This is a genomic window from Hoylesella marshii DSM 16973 = JCM 13450 (assembly GCF_000146675.1).
In the GTDB taxonomy this organism is placed as follows: Bacteria; Bacteroidota; Bacteroidia; order Bacteroidales; family Bacteroidaceae; genus Prevotella; species Prevotella marshii.
On sequence record NZ_GL397214.1, the window covers coordinates 711,568 to 731,742 of the forward strand.

Annotated in this window: 13 protein-coding genes and 1 pseudogene; 6 read left to right on the forward strand and 8 right to left on the reverse strand. The window is 46.1% G+C overall.

Going from position 1 to position 20,175, the window contains the following annotated elements; translation table 11 throughout:
- Positions 1 to 629: 629 nt before the first annotated feature.
- From rfbA to HMPREF0658_RS11830, 4 genes and pseudogenes are all read left to right on the forward strand, one after another.
- Positions 630 to 1,502: a glucose-1-phosphate thymidylyltransferase RfbA gene (gene rfbA / locus HMPREF0658_RS03045; protein ID WP_006948462.1), complete on the forward strand. Its 873-nt coding sequence runs from the start codon at positions 630 to 632 to the stop codon at positions 1,500 to 1,502.
- 64 nt (positions 1,503 to 1,566) lie between these two features.
- Positions 1,567 to 4,053 (forward strand): GumC family protein, encoded by a 2,487-nt coding sequence (locus tag HMPREF0658_RS03050; RefSeq protein WP_006948463.1) that lies wholly within the window; start codon positions 1,567 to 1,569, stop codon positions 4,051 to 4,053.
- A 25-nt stretch (positions 4,054 to 4,078) separates the two neighbouring features.
- Positions 4,079 to 4,513 (forward strand): BT0820 family HAD-type phosphatase, encoded by a 435-nt coding sequence (locus tag HMPREF0658_RS03055; RefSeq protein WP_006948464.1) that lies wholly within the window; start codon positions 4,079 to 4,081, stop codon positions 4,511 to 4,513.
- Positions 4,514 to 4,901: 388 nt separating this feature from the next.
- Positions 4,902 to 5,011, forward strand: a pseudogene (locus HMPREF0658_RS11830) (IS982 family transposase); the annotation flags it as partial.
- Between the two features lie 230 nt (positions 5,012 to 5,241).
- Here HMPREF0658_RS11830 and nqrF read toward each other — a convergent pair.
- Genes nqrF through HMPREF0658_RS03085 form a run of 6 tightly spaced genes read right to left on the reverse strand, consistent with a single transcriptional unit; the run spans position 5,242 to position 11,125 of the window.
- Positions 5,242 to 6,510: an NADH:ubiquinone reductase (Na(+)-transporting) subunit F gene (gene nqrF, locus HMPREF0658_RS03060; RefSeq protein ID WP_006948465.1), complete on the reverse strand. Its 1,269-nt coding sequence runs from the start codon at positions 6,508 to 6,510 to the stop codon at positions 5,242 to 5,244.
- Between the two features lie 24 nt (positions 6,511 to 6,534).
- A complete protein-coding gene (nqrE, locus tag HMPREF0658_RS03065) occupies positions 6,535 to 7,161 on the reverse strand; it encodes an NADH:ubiquinone reductase (Na(+)-transporting) subunit E (RefSeq protein WP_006948466.1) in 627 nt (208 codons plus the stop codon).
- Between the two features lie 51 nt (positions 7,162 to 7,212).
- Positions 7,213 to 7,845, reverse strand: a complete 633-nt coding sequence (locus tag HMPREF0658_RS03070) for an NADH:ubiquinone reductase (Na(+)-transporting) subunit D (protein WP_006948467.1) — start codon at positions 7,843 to 7,845, stop codon at positions 7,213 to 7,215.
- 18 nt (positions 7,846 to 7,863) lie between these two features.
- Positions 7,864 to 8,586, reverse strand: coding sequence for an NADH:ubiquinone reductase (Na(+)-transporting) subunit C (gene nqrC / locus HMPREF0658_RS03075; RefSeq protein WP_006948468.1), 723 nt, complete (start codon positions 8,584 to 8,586; stop codon positions 7,864 to 7,866).
- A 7-nt stretch (positions 8,587 to 8,593) separates the two neighbouring features.
- Complete coding sequence (locus HMPREF0658_RS03080; RefSeq protein ID WP_006948469.1) at positions 8,594 to 9,754, reverse strand: NADH:ubiquinone reductase (Na(+)-transporting) subunit B; 1,161 nt, start codon at positions 9,752 to 9,754, stop codon at positions 8,594 to 8,596.
- A gap of 18 nt (positions 9,755 to 9,772) precedes the next feature.
- Positions 9,773 to 11,125: a Na(+)-translocating NADH-quinone reductase subunit A gene (locus tag HMPREF0658_RS03085; protein WP_006948470.1), complete on the reverse strand. Its 1,353-nt coding sequence runs from the start codon at positions 11,123 to 11,125 to the stop codon at positions 9,773 to 9,775.
- A 314-nt stretch (positions 11,126 to 11,439) separates the two neighbouring features.
- Between HMPREF0658_RS03085 and HMPREF0658_RS03090 the strand changes: the two genes are divergently transcribed.
- Positions 11,440 to 15,846: a translocation/assembly module TamB domain-containing protein gene (locus HMPREF0658_RS03090; protein WP_006948471.1), complete on the forward strand. Its 4,407-nt coding sequence runs from the start codon at positions 11,440 to 11,442 to the stop codon at positions 15,844 to 15,846.
- Positions 15,847 to 16,024: 178 nt separating this feature from the next.
- The gene (dinB, locus tag HMPREF0658_RS03095) at positions 16,025 to 17,116 is read left to right on the forward strand and encodes a DNA polymerase IV (protein ID WP_040557641.1); all 1,092 of its coding nucleotides are present in this window, start codon (positions 16,025 to 16,027) and stop codon (positions 17,114 to 17,116) included.
- 349 nt (positions 17,117 to 17,465) lie between these two features.
- Here the strand turns inward: dinB and dnaG are convergent, their stop codons facing one another.
- Positions 17,466 to 19,397: a DNA primase gene (gene dnaG, locus HMPREF0658_RS03100; protein ID WP_006948473.1), complete on the reverse strand. Its 1,932-nt coding sequence runs from the start codon at positions 19,395 to 19,397 to the stop codon at positions 17,466 to 17,468.
- A gap of 56 nt (positions 19,398 to 19,453) precedes the next feature.
- Positions 19,454 to 20,161: a DUF2461 domain-containing protein gene (locus HMPREF0658_RS03105; protein WP_006948474.1), complete on the reverse strand. Its 708-nt coding sequence runs from the start codon at positions 20,159 to 20,161 to the stop codon at positions 19,454 to 19,456.
- Positions 20,162 to 20,175 lie beyond the last annotated feature (14 nt).

Below are 20,175 nucleotides of genomic sequence, written 5' to 3' on the forward strand. Positions count from 1 at the left end.
ACCTACAACTTATACCGAACACCAGGGATTATTGTGTCAAATTCTATCAGATAACATGGAAATACACCGATAAAAGATTATTATCTACTCAAAAAGTAACCTCCAGCGGCATCTTTTGGTCAAAAATATTCATTCTTCTAAGAGTGTATGGGTGAAAATTGAGAGGGTGGTCGGTTTTGCAGAGGTCTCGATATATGCGAGTTCTGAGTAAGAGAATCTTACCGAATAGCCCCAAAAGAGCAGAAGACCTTAGGCTGGACTTACAGCCCAGATAACCTTATCCCTGATTCGCGTAATCTCTCATGACCGATGGGAGTTTCGGGGTCGTAAAGTGACGATTGATAAGTCGGCATTCGTACTCCGTACAGATGGCGTTTGTACGTGGCACAGATGGCGTCTGTACATGGACAGGTCGACAACCTTTCTCGCGACAAACAGTCATCGTGCAAAACGCAGACTGCACCACGTTTCCCAACAATCGTTAAATAATACCAATAAAGCATGCACATATTAAAAGAAACAACTACCTTTGTGCATCATTTACAATAAGGAAGCATCCTTTTTGCTCCGCTCGCCTTGCCTTGAGCCATGCAGGCAATGGAGTATTGTTATTATTAATTGCACCTTATATGAAAGGAATCGTATTAGCCGGTGGGTCGGGAACACGCCTTTACCCTATCACAAAAGGAGTCAGCAAACAACTGATTCCCATCTTCGATAAACCCATGATATACTATCCCATCTCGGTATTGATGCTGGCCGGGATACGAGAAATACTCATCATATCCACCCCCTACGACTTGCCGGGGTTTAAAAGGCTCCTCGGAGACGGGCGTGAGTTGGGTGTGACGTTCGACTATGCCGAACAACCTAGTCCCGATGGACTGGCACAGGCTTTCATCATCGGCGAACATTTCATCGGCACCGACAGTGCCTGCCTTGTATTAGGCGACAATATTTTCTATGGTGCCGGTTTCACAGGCATGCTGAAACGTGCGGTGAAAGATGCCGAAGAGCAGGGCAACGCCACGGTATTCGGATACTATGTGAATGACCCCGAAAGATACGGCGTGGCCGAATTCGACGAGCAGGGAAACTGTTTGAGCATTGAGGAAAAACCGCAGAAGCCCAAGAGCAATTATGCTGTGGTGGGGCTATACTTCTATCCCAACAGCGTGGTAAACGTGGCTAAACACATCAAGCCCAGCGCACGCGGAGAGTTGGAAATAACCACTGTAAACCAAGAATACCTGCAACGGGAAACACTCAAGGTACAGACATTGCAGAGAGGATTTGCATGGCTCGACACGGGCACCCACGACAGTCTTTCGGAAGCCAGCACTTTCATTGAGGTCATAGAGAAGAGACAAGGACAGAAGGTGGCATGCCTCGAAGAGATAGCTATGGACAATGGGTGGATAACCAAGGAAGATGTCAGAAGATTGGCCACACCCATGCTCAAAAACGGATACGGACAGTATCTGCTGAATATCTCCCAATAAAAGAGGGAACTCATAGAAAAAAGAAAATCAAGTAGCATACAACAAGGAATTCAGTTATAAGAATATGACAGAAAACAATAACCCTGAAACAGGAACAAACAAGACACGGGCTGAGAACAAATCACTCTTCGACCTCGGAGCCGTTTATACTGCACTTATCCTTAATTGGAAATGGTTTCTCATTTCATTGACACTCTGCCTGAGCCTCGTGGCCATTTACCTAAGGTATGCAACACCTGTGTACATGGTTGCTGTTAAATTGCTCATCAAAAACGAAGACAGCGGAAGACGGGCAAACAACATACAGTATGCCTCCAATTTGGGTACGATGTCGAACTCTACCGGACTTGACAACGAGATGGAAATACTGAAATCGCATTCCATAGCTGAAGCTGCGGTGAGAGACCTCAAACTCTACGTTAATTACATTGCGGAGGGGAAAATAAAAGACAATCCTGTTTATAGGACAGAACCCGTCAGCGTGGATATAGATACGACGCATCTGAACCGACTCGCATCGACTATCAGCCTTAGCATTACACGGGAGGACAACGCATACAATGTGAAGGGAGAATACTACGCTCCGACAGCACAGAACAGGGAGGCGGGTATTTTCACCATCAACAAGACACTCCGCACCTTACCCGCAACCATTCAGACCCATGTGGGAACCCTCTCCTTTCAACAAAACGGTGTCTACTCCATGCCCAACGGTTCTACGCTTCGTGTCTATGTATCACCGCCCAAAAGCATTGCCAACGGATATGCAGGCGGGCTCGGTGTAACGCAAACATCGAAGACAACCTCGATTGTCAGCCTCACCCTTACAGACCAAGTGCCGCAACGGGGCATGGACTACCTCAAACAGTTGGCTATCTGTTATAATCGGCAGGCCAACGAAGATAAGAACGAGATAGCTGTGCGCACGGAAAGGTTTATCAACGAACGGCTGGAGAAAATAAACAACGAGCTGGGAAACACTGAAGGGCAGATTGAAAACTACAAGAGGCGGAACAACATGACGCAACAGTCGAGCAACGCCGGTCTGGCCATGCAGAATACCGATGCTTATCAAAAGAAACTGTCGGATGCCAACACGCAGCTTGCACTTCTCAACAACATGGAGAAATACATTGGCGAACCGGCTAATAGATACCAGACTTTACCCTCAAATATCGGGCTTTCAGACCAGACATCCAACGACCTCATCAGTAAATACAACGAGATTGTGCTGCAACGAAACCGACTGTTGCGCAGTGCCGCAGAGGGAAGTCCCATGGTTACTCCCCTGACAGCACAGCTGAACGACCTGATGGCGGGTATCAAGCGTGCCATGGCACAATCAAGACGCGCCATGGAAATACAACGAAACGTCGTCGCCACAGAATATGGCCGTTATGCGGGACAACTCCATCAAAGTCCCGAACAGGAGCGCATACTCACCCAGATAGGACGTCAGCAAGAGGTGAAATCGGGGCTGTATTTGATGTTGCTGCAAAAGCGGGAGGAGAACTCTATCTCGCTCGCTGCCACAGCCGACAAAGGCAGAATGATAGATACGCCCATCTATGCCGGACAAGTCAGTCCCAAATCTACCATCCTTATCCTCATAGCTCTCGGTCTGGGGCTTGCTATACCCGCACTCATCATCTTCATCATCAGGTTTCTACGCTATAAGATTGAGGGACATGACGATGTGATGAAGCTGACCAAACTCCCCATACTCGCAGACGTGGCCATTGCCAGCGATACGGCAAAGACCAAAGCAGATATTGTGGTACACGAGAACAAGAATAACCAGATGGAGGAGATATTCAGAAGTATGCGCACCAATTTGCAGTTCATCCTCAAAGAAAACGAGAAAGTGGTGATGTTCACATCCACTACATCGGGCGAAGGAAAGACTTTCAATGCCGCCAATCTCTCCGTCAGCTTCGCACTGCTTGGCAAGAAGGTGCTCCTGCTTGGCCTTGATGTGCGCCGTCCGCGTCTGGCCGAACTCTTCCAACTGCACGACCATAAACACGGCATCACCAATCTGCTGGTGCATGACAATCCCACACAAGAGGAGCTCGACGCACAGATATTGCCGTCGGGTGTGCATCCGAACCTCGACCTGTTGTTGTCCGGCCCCATTCCGCCCAACCCCGCAGAGTTGCTCGCTCGACCATCGTTGGACAAGATTATGGACATGCTGAAAGAACGCTACGACTACATTCTCATCGACACTGCACCTGTGGGACTGGTTACAGATACCTTGCAAATCAGCAGGATTGCCAATGCCACCATATACATGTGTCGTGCCGACTATACGCAAAAGAACAGTTTCGACCTTATCAACACACTCGACGAAGAGAAGAAACTTCCCAAAATCTCTATTGTTATCAATGGTATCGACATGTCGAAGAAGAAGTACGGCTACTACTATGGCTATGGACGATACGGCAAATACGGACGTTACGGCAAATACGGTTACGGAAGCTACAGACACTACGGGAACTACAGCTATAGCCACTACGGGAACAAAAACGACAACTCCATCAAACGATAACAAAACCCTTAACTACACAAGAACTATGACCATTGCTGTAGACTTCGACGGAACTATCGTTGAACATAAATACCCTGCGATAGGAGAAGAGATTCCCTTTGCCACGGAGACGCTCCGGATGCTGATAGCCGACCGCCATAAAGTCATTCTGTGGAGCGTGCGCGAGGGAGAACTCCTTGAAGAAGCGGTAAAATGGTGCAAAGACCGTGGCGTGGACTTCTATGCCATAAACAAAGATTACCCTGAAGAAACGGAGGAACACAACAATCACTTCTCCAGAAAACTGAAAGCCGATCTCTTTATCGACGACCGTAACATCGGAGGCTTACCGGATTGGGGCACCATCTATCAGATGGTCACACACGGAGATGTCTATGCCCAAACGCAGGGGGATCCGACCATGGGGTGGCATGGCAACCGAGACGGACAACCGAAGAAGAAACGTTGGTGGCCATTCTAATCCCTATCCTTACTGATAACGGGAACATGCCGAAAAGCATTTTCCCTATCAAAACATTTATTTTAAGGAATATCATGTATCTTTACGGTGGTAATAAAGATTTTGAGGTGCTAAATCAAGTATTCATAAACAGACCATCCTCATTATATTATACTTACACTGTAGGTGCGATTAGACTTATAGGTAGGAGTAGATACTAGCACCTACGAGCAAGAGTGTTTAACACCTTTGGATGGGAGTGTAGTACACCTGTTCCTATAGGGCTTATACTATAAGTAGGGTTGGACTTATACTATAAGGTAGAGCGTACAAGTAAATATAGTGAATGATACAATAAGGACTATTGAGACGCAGCTTGCTATGTTCTAAATTCGTCGAATTCACGTTAATTATGAACTTATGTTCTGCCCTTACTGCATATTGCTTTTTGAGAATAAGCCAGAGGCACTGCCTGTATATGTGGAAAAGTCAAGGCTGTTAGAATTATTTGCATGCTAAACTTATCCCGAACTCGCGTATTCCTTATATCTCGTGAGGTGAAATCCTATTGTAAAGACAGTTGTCCTCTAACTATCCTGCGCCCCGTCCTTAGCCTTTTTCCCCCGATAAGCAACCGAATAACCGGCCGGCACTTCATCAATGAGGGAATAAGAACGCAGATAAGAAGAAAACGTCCCCATGGTTGAGGTTTAACCATGGGGACGTATATAGCGAACGGAGATAACGGGTTATCCGAAATCGTCAAACATAATGCTTTCGCGTTCCACACCTAAATTGTAGAGCATGTTCTGCACAGCCTTGCTCATAGGCCCCGGACCACACATGTAATACTCGATGTCTTCGGGTGCTTCGTGGTCTTTCAGATAGGTGTTGTACATCACGTCGTGCACAAAACCTGCCGTATAAGGCACTCCTGCCTCATCGGCCTTGGGGTCGGGTCTGTCCAAAGCCAAATGGAAATGGAAGTTGGGATATTCCTTTTCCAACTCGTGGAAGTCTTCAATAAAGAATGCTTCGCTCAAATTGCGCGCTCCGTAGAAATAATGCATCTTGCGGTCGCGGGTATGAAGTGTCTTCAACATGTGCATAATCTGCGCGCGCAAAGGAGCCATTCCGGCTCCACCACCAACCCAAATCATCTCTTTTTTGCTGTCAAAGATGGGATGGAAGTCGCCATAAGGGCCACTCATCAACACCTTATCGCCAGGCTTTCGACTGAAGATATAGCTGGACGCAATACCTGTAGGCACGTCTTGGAATCCCACGGCGGGACGTGGTTTAAACGGAGGCGTAGCAATTCTCACCGTCAGTGTGATGCGGTCGCCCTCTGCGGGATAGTTGGCCATGGAATAGGCGCGAATGGTTGTCTCCGGATTATGCGCCTTCAACGAGAAGATGTTGAAGTCTTTCCATGCCTTGATGTATTCTTCGCCGATGTCGTTCTTATCAAAATCTTTGTCATAATCTATACATTCGTAGGCGGGAATGGTAATCTGCGCATACGAACCGGGTATGAAGTCCATGTGTTCTCCTTGGGGGAGTGCCACGACAAACTCTTTGATAAAGCTGGAAACGTTTTTGTTGGAGAGCACCGTACACTCCCACTCTTTCACACCAAGGATGCTTTCAGGCACCTTGATAGCCAAATCTGATTTTACTTTACATTGGCATCCTAATCGCCAATGGTCTTTTACTTCCTTACGGGTGAAGTGAGAACGCTCTGAGTCGAGAATCTCTCCTCCTCCTTCAATCACGCGAACCTTGCACTGTCCGCACGACCCCTTGCCTCCGCAGGCAGACGGAAGATGCACGCCGTTATCGTTGAGCGTAGTGAGCAAGCTGCTGCCCTGCTCTACAGTCAGTGTCTGTTCGTCATTGATGACGATGTTTACATTCCCACTGGGTGAGAGGTATCTCTTGGCTATCAGGAGCATTGCGACCAACAACAGGATGGTGATAAGGAATACTCCGACGCTAATGAATATGAATTGTCCCATTTCTGTGAATGATAAAACGTTGTATTATAACTTTAAACCCGAGAAACACATCATTGCCATAGCCATCAGTCCTACGGTAATGAAAGTAATACCCAATCCCTGCAAAGGCTTCGGCACATCGCTGTATTGCATCTTTTCCCTGATGGCTCCCATAGCGATGATGGCAAGAGTCCACCCGAAGCCACTTCCTAAAGCATAAACCGCAGCATCTAATATACTGCCGATATACTGTGAGTTGGAAGGCTCCATGTTTATGCGTTGTTGCATAAAGAGACTTGCTCCCATAATGGCGCAATTCACGGCAATCAGCGGAAGAAAGATACCCAATGCGGCATATAACGATGGTGAATACTTCTCTACAGCCATCTCCACTAACTGAACGATGCCGGCAATGACAGCAATAAACAGGATGAAACTTAGATATGATAAATCAATGCCTTTAACCAGACAATCCGGCCCAAGCACTTTTGTCTGCAATAAGTAATTCACCGGAACGGTAACCAGCAATACAAAGGTTACAGCCAAACCTAATCCGAGGGATGTCTTGACATTCTTCGACACGGCCAAGAAAGAACACATGCCGAGAAAGAATGCGAATATCATATTGTCCACAAATATGGAGCGTATGAATAAGTTTACCAAATGTTCCATTTTTATTGTTTTAGAACTTGAATCATTGTTATACAAATAGCCAGATAAACCTTACTTACTTTCCTCTTTATAGAAATATGCGCGGTGTATCCAAATCACACATCCCAAGAGTATAAGCGCCATAGCGGGCATCGTCATCATGCCATTATTCACATAACCGGCTTCATAGAAGCTCTGCGGAATTATCTGAAAACCCAGCAGAGAACCTCTTCCAAAGAACTCCCTCAACGCACCTACTACAATCAGAATAATGGCATATCCAAGTCCGTTGCCTATTCCGTCGAGGAAACTTGGCCACGGTTTGTTCATCATGGCAAAGGCTTCGAGGCGTCCCATGAGAATGCAATTGGTTATGATAAGCCCCACATAAACCGAGAGTTGTACGCTTACATCATATGCAAAGGCTTTGAGTATCTGACTAACAATAGTTACCAAGGCTGCCACGACAACGAGTTGCACAATAATACGGATGCGATTGGGTATCGTATTACGGACAAGTGAGATGATAACATTGGCAAAAGCCGTGATAATAGTTACGGCCAACCCCATCACTATCGAGGGTTTGAGTTGTGAAGTTACGGCCAATGCGGAACAGATGCCCAGCACCTGAATCATGATAGGGTTGTCTATGTTAAGAGGATTGAGAAATACCTCCTTATTTGCTTTTGAAAACAGTTTGCTCATATCAATAATACCTCCTGTTTATTTGGCTGTTAAAAAGTTCATGTAAGCAGCTAAACAGCTGTGAAGCATATTCGTTACACCGTTGCAAGTCAATGTGGCACCTGTCACGGCATCAACCTGTGTACTGGGATCTTCCACCTTTTTAAGAACTGAGAGTGCAATGGCGGAATGTTCTTTGTTTAAAAGTTTCTTTCCTCTAAATTGATTTTGCCACTCCTTACTGTCCTTAATTTCCGCACCAAGACCGGCGGTCTCGCTTTCATGGGTAAAATATGCGCCATAGACAGTTTCTTTATCGGCATTGATGGCAATATATCCACTTATGCCGCCCCATAGCCCCATACCATATACGGGTATGACATATTTCGTTTCACCGTCGACTTTGCACACATACAATGCCAATCGTCCGGCTTTGAAGTCTGCACTGTTCTGTTTAAAACCGGCATTTTCACCACCTTTCGACCCTTTTTGCAATATCTTCCCTGCTTTGTCTATCACGTTGTCTGCTATGATAATGTCCTTATATTTGTTGTTTGCAGCCTCGTCGTCGAGTTCTCCGATATTCAAAGAATATAAGATTTGCTTCTTTTTATCCAAAGCGATGTTCGCTTCTTGCATGGGTTTAAAAGCCTGAAACACAAGTGCGAGAAGAAATGCAACCACAACAACGATAATCACGGAGTATATGATTGTATATGAATTAGAGTTGGTGTTCAACTTCTTTTTCTTTCCATTTTCCATAGCTCATTCACTTTTTAGCGGTTAAACGTTTCATCCTCTTGGAGATATTGCTTTGCACAACATAATAATCTATCAGTGGTGCAAGCATATTCATCAATAGAATCGCCAGCATCATACCCTCGGGATAACCCGGGTTCATGACACGAATGATAATGGCTATCATGCCTATCAAGAATCCATAAATATACTTTCCTGTTTCCGTCCGTGCGGAGGTGACAGGGTCTGTAGCCATAAACACTGCGCCAAAGGCAAAGCCTCCCAATACAAGATGCTCATACCATGCTATAGGCGTAGTACCGATTGATGAGAAGATAAAGGCAGTCAATGCTCCGCCGAGGATAACACTCAACATGGTTCTCCATGAAGCAATACCCGTGAAAAGCAAAATAACCGCACCTATACCAATGGCAATTACGCTGGTTTCTCCGATAGAACCCGGAATAAAGCCCCATATCATATCAGAAATGGAATAAGGTATATTCACGCCCTGAGCAATCATTCCAAGCGGAGTTGCTGCCGTAAATCCGTCTGGCAACGTGTTACCTAATCCTAAAATGGATTCGTTTGCAATCCAAACAGCATCTCCACTCATCTTTTGGGGATAGGCAAAGAAAAGGAACGCACGGGCAATGAGTGCGACATTAAAGATGTTCATACCTGTTCCACCGAAGATTTCTTTCCCGAAAATAACAGCAAAGGCAATGGCGATAACCAGCATCCAGATAGGACAGTTAATAGGAATAATCAGTGGGATGATGATGCCCGACACCAAATATCCTTCTTGTATTTCCTCTCCTTTCCATTGTGCCCAAGCGAACTCGATACCCAATCCGACAATATAACTTACGATAACCTTAGGTAAAACGGCAGCAAGGCCAAATGCGAAGATACTCCAGAATGAGGCATCGGCTAACTTTCCTGCAACCAAATAGTTTTGGTATCCCACATTATACATACCAAAGAGTAAAGCAGGAAGTAAGGCTATGACAACAATACTCATAATGCGCTTCGAGTCAATGGAATCATGAATGTTCGTTCCTGTTTGGGAGGTTGCATTCGGAACATATAGGAATGTTTCAAAACCATCAAACACACTACGAAACGCATGTAGCTTCCCGTCCTTACCGAAAGCCGGTCGTATTCTATCAATATATTTTTTTAGAGACATAGTTCTTTCGTTGTTTGTTTATGAGTTTTCCTTTCGTAACATATCAAGTCCTTCTCTCACAATACGCTGAAGTTCCAACTTTGAAGAATCAACGAACTCCGCTAATGCGAAATCTTCCGGAGATATTTCATAGATACCTAACTGTTCCATTCTATCGATATCACCGGCAATGATAGCTTTAATCAGATATTCTCCATAAATATCCATCGGAAGAACCTTATCGTATTCACCACTCATAATGATATGTCGTTCTCCTCCTTTGATACGGGCATCTATGGAATATTCTTTTCTCTTGCCCATGAGCCAACTAAAATAGCTGCGCGATGTAGAGAACTGAGAGAAACGGGGCATTATCCATCCAAACATCTCATTGGCATTGTTTCCTTCGGGTATAGCAGTAATTTCTGATGTATATGCGCCTAAATAATCATCTTGTGAACTGATACTGCCTGTCAATGGATTTCCTTGGATGATTCTAACCGATTGCTTACTGTTCAAACGGCCGTTCAAAATAGGTTGCAGGCTCTGCCCCACTCTTACTTCTGCATAAGAAGGATTGGTTATTTCGCTACCGGCAATGGCAATTGTTCTCGTTAAGTCTACAATACCTTTATTAAATAGACGTCCGATAAAAATAACCGTCGTTGGGTCTACCGTCCAAATAAGTTCGCCTTTATTTACCGGATCTATATGATTAACTTGCACTCCCACATTACCGGCAGGACAAGGGCCGTCAAACACCGTTATTTCAACATCCTTTGGTGCTGTCAAAACCGGAGATGTCTGGTGCTTCCCAATACCAAGATAGGTTTTTGCCACTTTAGACAAAGCCGTCAAACCGGTTTGGAAATCTTTTTCGTTACTTTCCAATTCATAGTCGAAATCACACGACAACGGCATGTCTCTCAATGCAGAAACAAAGATAGATTTCGGCTTTACATCAGCATTTGCAGAGACGGCATAGGGCAATTGCTTAATCATTCCGAAGATGCCGGCATTCAGTAGTTTTTCCACCACTTCGTCTCCGGATAATAACTCCATAGCTTTTACGCCGTAAAAGCTAAACTCTTGCGTTGTATTAGCTATGAGTTTACACTGTAAAAGCTTTCTTCTTTCACCTCGCACGATAGCAGCGACAGTTCCGCTTACCGGTGATGCGAATTTCACATTTGGGTAATTCTTGTTTATAAACAATGTATCTCCGGCTTTTACACTATCCCCCTCACGTACCATTAGTTTGGGAACAACTCCTATAAAGTCGGTTGGCTTAACCGCAAAATCATGAGTCGGTTCTAATAGCACTTTCTTTCGGTCAGCCCGTCCTTTCAGGTTGATGTCCAAGCCTTTACGCAACTTTATAACATTCGCCATAAATCTTTAATTATCTGTTTGTCATGCCATATGATAGAATAAGGGCAAACGGTTAGTAAAACCTTTTTTATCTTATTCTTATACCATATTATATATAGTTATTCTGCTATTTCAAAGTCTTAACCTTAAAAAGGTTTTTCTATGTTACTAATCGGTGCAAATATATACAAAAAATGACATAGTAAAGAGAAAAACAAATGATTTATTTCACTATGAATAGATTTTAATGTACTTTTGTCATCAAATTCATCAGTATCAAACTCTTTAAGCATATTGTCAGAGCTACGATATGGACGCTTCTTGGTCTGTATCTTTTGGTAATCGTATTACTCCAATTACCTGCGATACAAGGAGTAATAGGCTCTACCGTAAGCGATTTATTGGAAGAAAAATTAGGGACGCAAGTCTATATCAAACATATTGACCTTGGATTTCTGAACCGATTGATTTTAGATGATGTGCTCATCTACGACCAAAAAGGGAAAAAAATGCTGAAGGCCTCGAGAATCTCTGTCAAGTTTGATTATCTTTCTCTTTCTCAAGGCCGGATATCTATTTCATCTGCCCAAATATTCGGATTAAAAGCCGATTTGTATAAAGAGACGGAACGAGCAGCCACCAACTTTCAATTCCTGTTGGATTCACTCGCTTCCAAAGACACCACTCAGCATACACCAATTGATTTACACATCCATTCACTCATTGTGCGCAACGGTGCGGTTAAATACGACCGATGGGATATGCCTCGCTCTCGCACTTTCACACTTAACCATGTGGCAGCAATGAATATCAGTGGACATTTCATCTTAGATGTACTGACAGACGACTCACTGAATTTAAGCATAAAAAAACTCGCATTCAATGAGACATCCGGACTATCTGTCAAATCTCTTTCATTAAAATTCATTGCAAACAAAACAAGTGCTTTGCTGGATGGATTTCATCTTTGCCTACCACGAACAGAAATAAAAATAGATAAGGTGCAGGCAAATTACAGATGGATGGATGGAAAATTGTCGATACCCACTTTGCAATATAAAGCCATTCTCAAGGAATCGAAAGTGACGCCAGCCGACTTTACCTTTCTGTCCGACACATTTCATTCCTTTATAACTCCTGTTTATATAAGCGCCACCTTGTCCGGTAGAGGCAGCTCGCTACATAGTCCTTTTTTGAACATTTATTCTCGAAACAAGCAAATCAACCTTCGCGCAAACGGTTCTATCAGTAATTGGGAAACAACCCCACGGTGGTTTGCATCTATTTCGGAATTGAACATGAGTGCAGAAAGCATTCGATTCATCACAAAAAATCTGAATGGAAAAGCCATAGAGTTGCCTCCACATCTTACCCGATTGGGAAATGTTCATTTTATCGGGAATATTGGAGGAATCGGAAAAGCCATAACAACAAGTGGAGTACTACGTACCGACGCAGGAAAAGCAAGCATCTCGCTATCATTAAAAGGAAAAGAGTTTGAAAGTAGGTTACACACCGAGGATTTGAATCTGAAGCGTATACTTGCTGATAATAAGTTCGGAAGTCTGTCTACCAACATTCTCATCAATGGGGTTTTGCGTTCTTCTGGCATACCTGACTTAACTGCCAAAGGAAATATCAGCAAGATAGACTACAATTCGCATACCTATCGTAACATTCATATTGACGGCACATATCAGAAAGGAACTTTCAGCGGAGTCTTGTCGCTTGACGATACTCATGGAAACATTCATCTTTCCGGCCAATGCAACCTCTCTGCCCCTGTTCCTTCAGCCAATATGAAGCTGGCGGTAAGCGAGTTTAATCCACACGCATTGCAACTGACAGACAAATATAAAGACACGAAGTTTCGTTTCAACCTTGCTGCCGATTTCAAAGGAAAGTCTCTTAATCTCGCCGAGGGACAACTCGTTCTCCACGATTTCTCCATGGAGTCACCCACGAAGACTTATCAGTTTGCTACGCTGACAGTAAAAGCCGGCTATGAAAATAAAGAGCATTTCGTACAAATCAACAGCGATTTCGGCAATGCCGACCTCCGCGGTCATTACGACTTCACCACCTTGGTGCAGAGCTTTACCAATCTCGTAGGCAGCAAACTCCCCACTCTGCCGGGATTACCAAAGCAGACCCGCTCACGCAACAACAACTTTTCTATTACAGCCAACATTGAAAACACCGAATGGCTGCAACAGCTTTTCGATATTCCTCTGACGCTTCACCAGCCAGCACATATAAAAGGGAAAATGAGCGATAAGGAGAAGAAACTCGACATGACGCTCTCAATGCCGCAATTCTCTTACAAAGGCAACGACTTCGAACAAGGCTTTATTGATATCAAGACACCTAATGACACGTTAAAAACCGATATCCGACTGAACAGAATAGAGTCCACGGGACATCGATTCGCCTATGATGTGCAACTCTCGGCCATCGGCAACAAGCTGAAATCTGTTATTAATTGGGACAATCGTCGCCAGCAGTCCTTCAAAGGACAGCTCAATGCCGAGACACAATTTTTCATGAATGCTGAAAGCCAACCGGCAGCACATACCAATGTACACATCTCCCACGTATGGATTGGTGACACGGTATGGCAAATTCAACCTTCCGACATTGTCTACAGCAAAGACCGTCTTATCATCGACCACTTCTCTATCGAACACAATAAGCAACACATCATCGTGAGCGGCAATGCCACGTCCAACGCAGCAGATTCCGTTACAATAGACCTCCAAGACGTTGATGTAAACTATATACTCAACCTCGTAAACTTCCACGCCGTCGAGTTCAGCGGGCTTGCATCGGGGCGCGCCGTCATTGCCTCTGTGCTGGATTCACCCGAGGCTCGTGCAAACTTGAAAGTAAAGAACTTTTGTTTTGAGAATGGACACATGGGCACACTCGACGCTCACGTCACTTGGAACAACACACAAGAACAAATAGATATCAACGCTGTAGCCGACGATCCCGCTGCTGCCGGCTCCACCATTATCCAAGGTTACGTGTCGCCAAAGCGCGACTATATCGACTTAGGCATCACTGCTCGACACACCCGCCTCGAGTTTCTGCAAAGTCTTTGTGGCAGCTTCATGCACAATGTCGATGCGCATGCCGACGGACAGGTACGCTTGTTCGGTCCGTTGAGCCACATCAACCTCACGGGTGAGCTTATGGCCGACGGCACCATAGGCATCAAACCTTTGAACACAGTCTATACTCTCTCCCAATCCGTAGTACGTATGCGCCCCAACGAGATTGAATTCCCGCAAGATACCATTCGCGACCGAAATGGAAATATCGGCATCGTGGAAGGCATACTCCACCATCGGAATCTTACCCGGCTGTCATACGATTTGAACATTCATACACAAAACCTCTTAGCCTACGATTTCAAAGACAATGGTACCCAAACTTTCTACGGCACGGTCTATGCCACCGGCGACTGCGCCATACACGGAGGGAGCGGAGAAACAACTATTGACGTAAGCATGACCCCCGAGAGAGGTAGTTTCCTTGAATATGATGCAGATGCCGCCGCCAATATCGGTGAACAGGGATTCATTCATTGGAAAACCCTGCAACCAACAATCCTTACCAATGAAACCTTCTCTCTGCAACCCAATAACGCTGCAGTCAGCCCATCGACCGAGCCGGAAGACATCCCCACCGACATACGTCTCAATCTCCTCATCAACTGCACGCCTACGGCTACATTGCGCGTACTCATGGATAGACAATCGGGCGACTATATTGCCCTCAACGGCACCGGCACCCTGCGAGCTTCGTACTACAATAAAGGAACCTTCGACATGTTTGGCAACTATGCCATCGACCACGGCATCTACAAACTGACCATACAAAATGTTATCAAAAAAGACTTCCATTTCCAAGAAGGCAGCACCATCGTCTTCGGAGGCGACCCCTACAATGCTGCCCTCAACCTCAAGGCACTCTACACGGTAAACGGCGTAAGCCTCTCCGACCTCAATATCGGACGCAGCTTCGCCAAAAACACCATCCGTGTAAACTGCATCATGAATATCAGCGGTACGCCCAAAACGCCCCTCATAGACTTCAATCTTGACCTGCCAGCCGTCAATACCGACGTAAAACAGATGGTCTACAGCATCATCAACAGCGAAGAAGAAATGAACCAACAAGTGCTTTACCTCCTCAGTATCGGACGATTCTATACGCAAGGCAACAACAATGCCGATGAGAAAGCCACTCAACAGAGCCAGACCAGCCTCGCCATGCAGAGCATACTGAGCGGAACCCTGAGCCAGCAACTCAACAATGTGCTCAGTTCAGTCATCAATAACAGCAATTGGAACTTTGGTGCAAACATATCCACAGGTGATGAGGGATGGAACAATGCAGAATATGAAGGTATGCTCAGCGGACGACTGCTCAACAACCGTCTCCTCGTAAACGGACAATTCGGATACCGCGACAACCCCAATGCTACTACGGGCTTCATGGGCGACTTTGACCTGCGATACCTCATCTACCCCAACGGAAACCTTGCCATCAAGGTCTACAACAAAACCAACGACCGCTATTTCACCCGCAACAGTCTCAACACCCAAGGACTGGGCATCATTTGGAAAAAAGACTTCAACACGCTGCGCGACCTTTTCGGCGCTTCACGCAAGACCAACAAGAAAACCAATAAAAAGAAAAAGCAGGAAACGAAAAAGAAACGCAGCAAGCACTGACCAACCCTGTCGACAAGTCACTCTGAGAGACTGCTCTTTTCATCAAGCAAAAAGCTCCCGAGGAGCGATGGGGCACAAGCAGGCGGTATCTGAGAGATTTAACTATTTACGTGGGCGAACACTTCAACTCATTTTTGGGAAACAGAGAAAAAGGCGTAACTTTGCGTGTACAACGCAGATGGAATACCGCAAAATCATACACATCGATATGGATGCGTTTTTCGCTTCCGTGGAGCAGAGAGAACGTCCGGAGCTTCGGGGCAAACCCGTGGCCGTGGGATTCGATGGTCCTCGCGGCGTGCTCTGTACAGCCAGCTACGAGGCAAGACGCTTCGGAGTGAGGTCGGCGATGCCGGTAAAGAAAGCAAAACTACGGTGTCCGCAGCTAATCATCGTGCCGGTGAGACACTCGCTGTACAGAGAGATTTCCGAGCAAGTGCACGAAATATTCGGACGATACACGGACTTGATAGAACCCCTGTCGCTCGACGAGGCTTTCCTCGATATCACCCACAACAAAAAAGGCATAGAGATGGCGGTAGATATAGCCAAAGAAATTAGGCAAAGTATTCGCGAAGAATTGCATCTGACAGCATCGGCAGGCATTTCGTACAATAAGTTTCTCGCTAAGATTGCATCAGATTTCCGCAAGCCCGACGGCCTCTTCGTGATTCATCCCGACCGTGCACTTGATTTCATTGCCCGTCTCCCTATCCATGATTTCTGGGGCGTTGGGTCGAAGACAGCTGCGGTTTTCCACAAGATGGGCGTGTTTGACGGTGCACAGCTGCGTGCATGTTCACGCAGACATTTAACGGAGGTGTTCGGAAAGGCCGGTGCCATGTACTACGAATTTGCCCGAGGCATCGACCATCGCCCTGTTGTGACAGAACGGGAACGCAAGTCGGTGAGCTGCGAACAGACGTTTGAGGAAGACATTTATTCAAATTCAACCGTGCTGATAGAACTTTATCACACGATGGAAGATTTGGTGCGCCGTCTCGAAAAAACCGGTTTTGAGGGACACACGCTGACGCTAAAGATTAAATACGGCGATTTCTCGCAGGTGACGCGCAGCATGACAACGGGCAAAACGCTACGCTCGAAAGCCGACATACTACCACGGGCAAAGCAATTGCTGAAAAGTATCTCGTGGTCGGTAGAGAAGCCCATTCGCCTCATAGGATTGGCAGTATCATCGCCGGAGCATGAGACAGGAAGCAGAGAATGGCAAGAGGGCAACCTGCCATTTGAGTTCCTCGAACAATAACCCTCAATCGGTCATGAGCGTATCGGTTGGTATTTATCCAAACATGTATAATGAGTTATACAAACGTGTATAATAAGTTATACAGACGTGTATAATGAGTTATACTCCTGTGTATAGTAGCAAGAGTGTTTAACACCTATAGGCAAGAGTGTTTAACACCCATGGGCAAGAGTGTTTAACACCCATAGGCAAGAGTGTTTAACACCCATGGGCAAGAGTGTTTAACACCCATGGTAGATAGCAAATTATCCAAACGTGGGTAGATGCATCCTCTATTAAGATAGTAGATAAGTACGCTAATGAACTGATTGGAGATGATATAAGATTTGAGGTGTCATGCGGCGGGATACTACAAAATAATGTTGGTTCCTAATTTTTTGGCCAACAGATTTCTCATTTTTTGCAATTGGGTGTATTCTGGTAGTAGTGTTGCCATCTTCTCCGAGTCGTTGGCATGAAGGGTGATTTGTTGTTGCAGCGCGTTGAGCTGTTTTTCTATATAGTCTCTTCTGTAATCCAAGATAAGATGTTGTACCTGCTCGCGCAGCCGGGTCTCGTCTTGCTGTATCTGCCTGCTTTCGGAGAGTTGGAAGGGTTCCATGCCTAAGTTGCAGGCTGTTTGATTGACTTCGATGTCGGGGTGGCGCGTGAAGTATGACAGGGCAGTGAAATCGGCATGCTTGCATCCTTCCACGGCTTCGCGCAATATTCTGTTGTAGATGGGATTCTGGAATGCGAGGTTGTCGCTGCTTAGGTCGTAGTCTATGTATTGCGCCACGGAGAGGTCGATGCTGCCGCCGTCTTCGGTCTCGATGTTGCGGAAGATGATTTTCTCGCCGTGGCGTATGACCATCTGGATGAGCATCTGCTCCACTTCGCGTGTCTGTCGCTGCGATTTGTCTACTTCAATCAGCAGTTGTGGGGTGGTGTTTGCGTGCTGTTCTCTGTTGCGGGTCTTTTCTTTCTCTTCGATGGTGCTGTGGATGTAGCGGTTCATTGTGCTGATGAGCGTTTCTTCTTTGATGTTGAACCGCATGGCGCAGTCGTGGATGTAGGTTGCCCGCACGACGTGGTCGTGGATGACGGCCACGCTTTTCACGATAGAGCTGATGGCTTCTGAGCGTTTGACGGGGTCGGTAACGCCTTGCAACAATAGGTGGGTTTTGAACTCGATAAAGTCGGTTTGGTGGTCTTCGATGTATTGTTTGAAGCTCTGTGCTGTATTGCGTTGTGCGAAGCTGTCGGGGTCTTCTCCGTCGGGCAGCAATAGGATTTTAACGTTCATGCCTTCGGAGAGCAACATATCTGTGCCTCGCATGGCGGCATGGATGCCTGCTGCGTCGCCGTCATACAAAAGTGTGATGTTGGAAGTGAAGCGATGGAGCATGCGAATCTGATGCAAGGAGAGGGCTGTGCCCGAGTTGGCCACCACGTTTTGCAATCCGCATTGGTGCATGGAGATGACATCGGTGTAGCCTTCGACCATGTAGACGCGGTCTTCTTTGGCAATGGCTTTCTTGGCTTGGAATATGCCGTAGAGTTCGCGTTCTTTGTGGTAGATGTCGGAGTCGGGAGAGTTTACGTATTTCTGATTTACGCCTTTGGTGCGGGCATCCAAGACACGACCGCCAAAGGCTAATATCTTGCCGCTTAGCCCTATCCACGGGAAGATGGCACGGCCGGCAAAGCGGTCTATTAATTGGCCGTCGTCGCGGCGGTAGCAGAGTCCTGTCTTCAACAGGAAATCTTCCTGATATCCTTTCGACAATGCTGTCTTGGCCATCGCGCTGCGGTCGTTGAGACAGAAGCCGAGCTGAAAGCGGTTGATAATGTCGTCTCGGAAACCGCGTGAGCGGAAATATTGCATGCCGATAGCACGGCCGTCTACGTTGTTTAACAGGATGTCGTGAAAATACGAAGCTGCCCATTCATTTACGATGAACATGCTCTCGCGCTCATTCTGCTCTCGTTTCTCGTCGTCGGAGAGTTCCCTTTCGTGAATCTCGATGTGATATTTGTTAGCTAACCAGCGCAAGGATTCAGGATAGGTCATCTGCTCGTGCTCCATGATGAAGTTAACGGCATTGCCGCCCTTTCCGCAAGAGAAACATTTGCAGATGCCGCGTGCCGGCGACACGTAGAACGACGGTGTCTTTTCATTGTGGAAAGGGCAAAGGCCTTTGTAGTTAGCCCCCGACTTGCGGAGACTGACGAACTCGGACACTACATCCACGATGTTGGCAGCATCCATAATTTTGTCTATCGTCGCACGGTCTATCATTGCAGTTAGAAGAATAATATAGAAAATGAGGAGTGTGAGGGCAACATGAGAGATGACTACTCATAGTCGTCAATCACGTCGTTCATGAAGTCTATCATGGGTTTCATGAGTTGGAGGATGCGTGCCATTTCGTCTTTCCATTGTTCGCCGGAAAAGAAGTCGTCGGGGACAACCGTCCAGCAGGCATAGTCTTTCATCTTTAGGTATTCCATGTGTTCGTAGTCGCGAGGAAATCCCTTGGGAGCAGTCTTCAGATGTTGTAGCCCGAAACCCTTGTCCGAGGGTCGGTCTGTCCATGTGCCACCTGCCGGTCTGCCAAAGTATTTCACAAACTGTTTATTCTCCACACAATTGCGCCATTCGTCTATACGTGCCATGATTTCATTGCGGCAAGCTGTAAGAATATTTGTTGGTAGGAAATAGGCACCACCCGCCAGCAGACAACGCCCCGGTTCTATGTGGAGGTAATAGCCGCCATGCAGACTTTTCTTTCCGCGTGCACTGATATAGGCACCGAGATGATTCTTGTAGGGGGACTTATCTTGCGAGAAACGCGTATCGCGATAGAAGCGGAAGCAAGCGTCTTTGGCTGTGATATGTGCCACGCTTGGGTCGAACTCGGCAATACGGGCGATGGCTTGATTCACGCCTGCTTCAAATTCGGTTTTCATCGCGTGATATGCTTCTTTGTGGGCATGGAACCATTCGCGGTTGTTGTGAGCTGAAATCTCTTTCAGGAAGTTGAGTATTAGCTGTATGTTCATTGTCCTTTCATTCT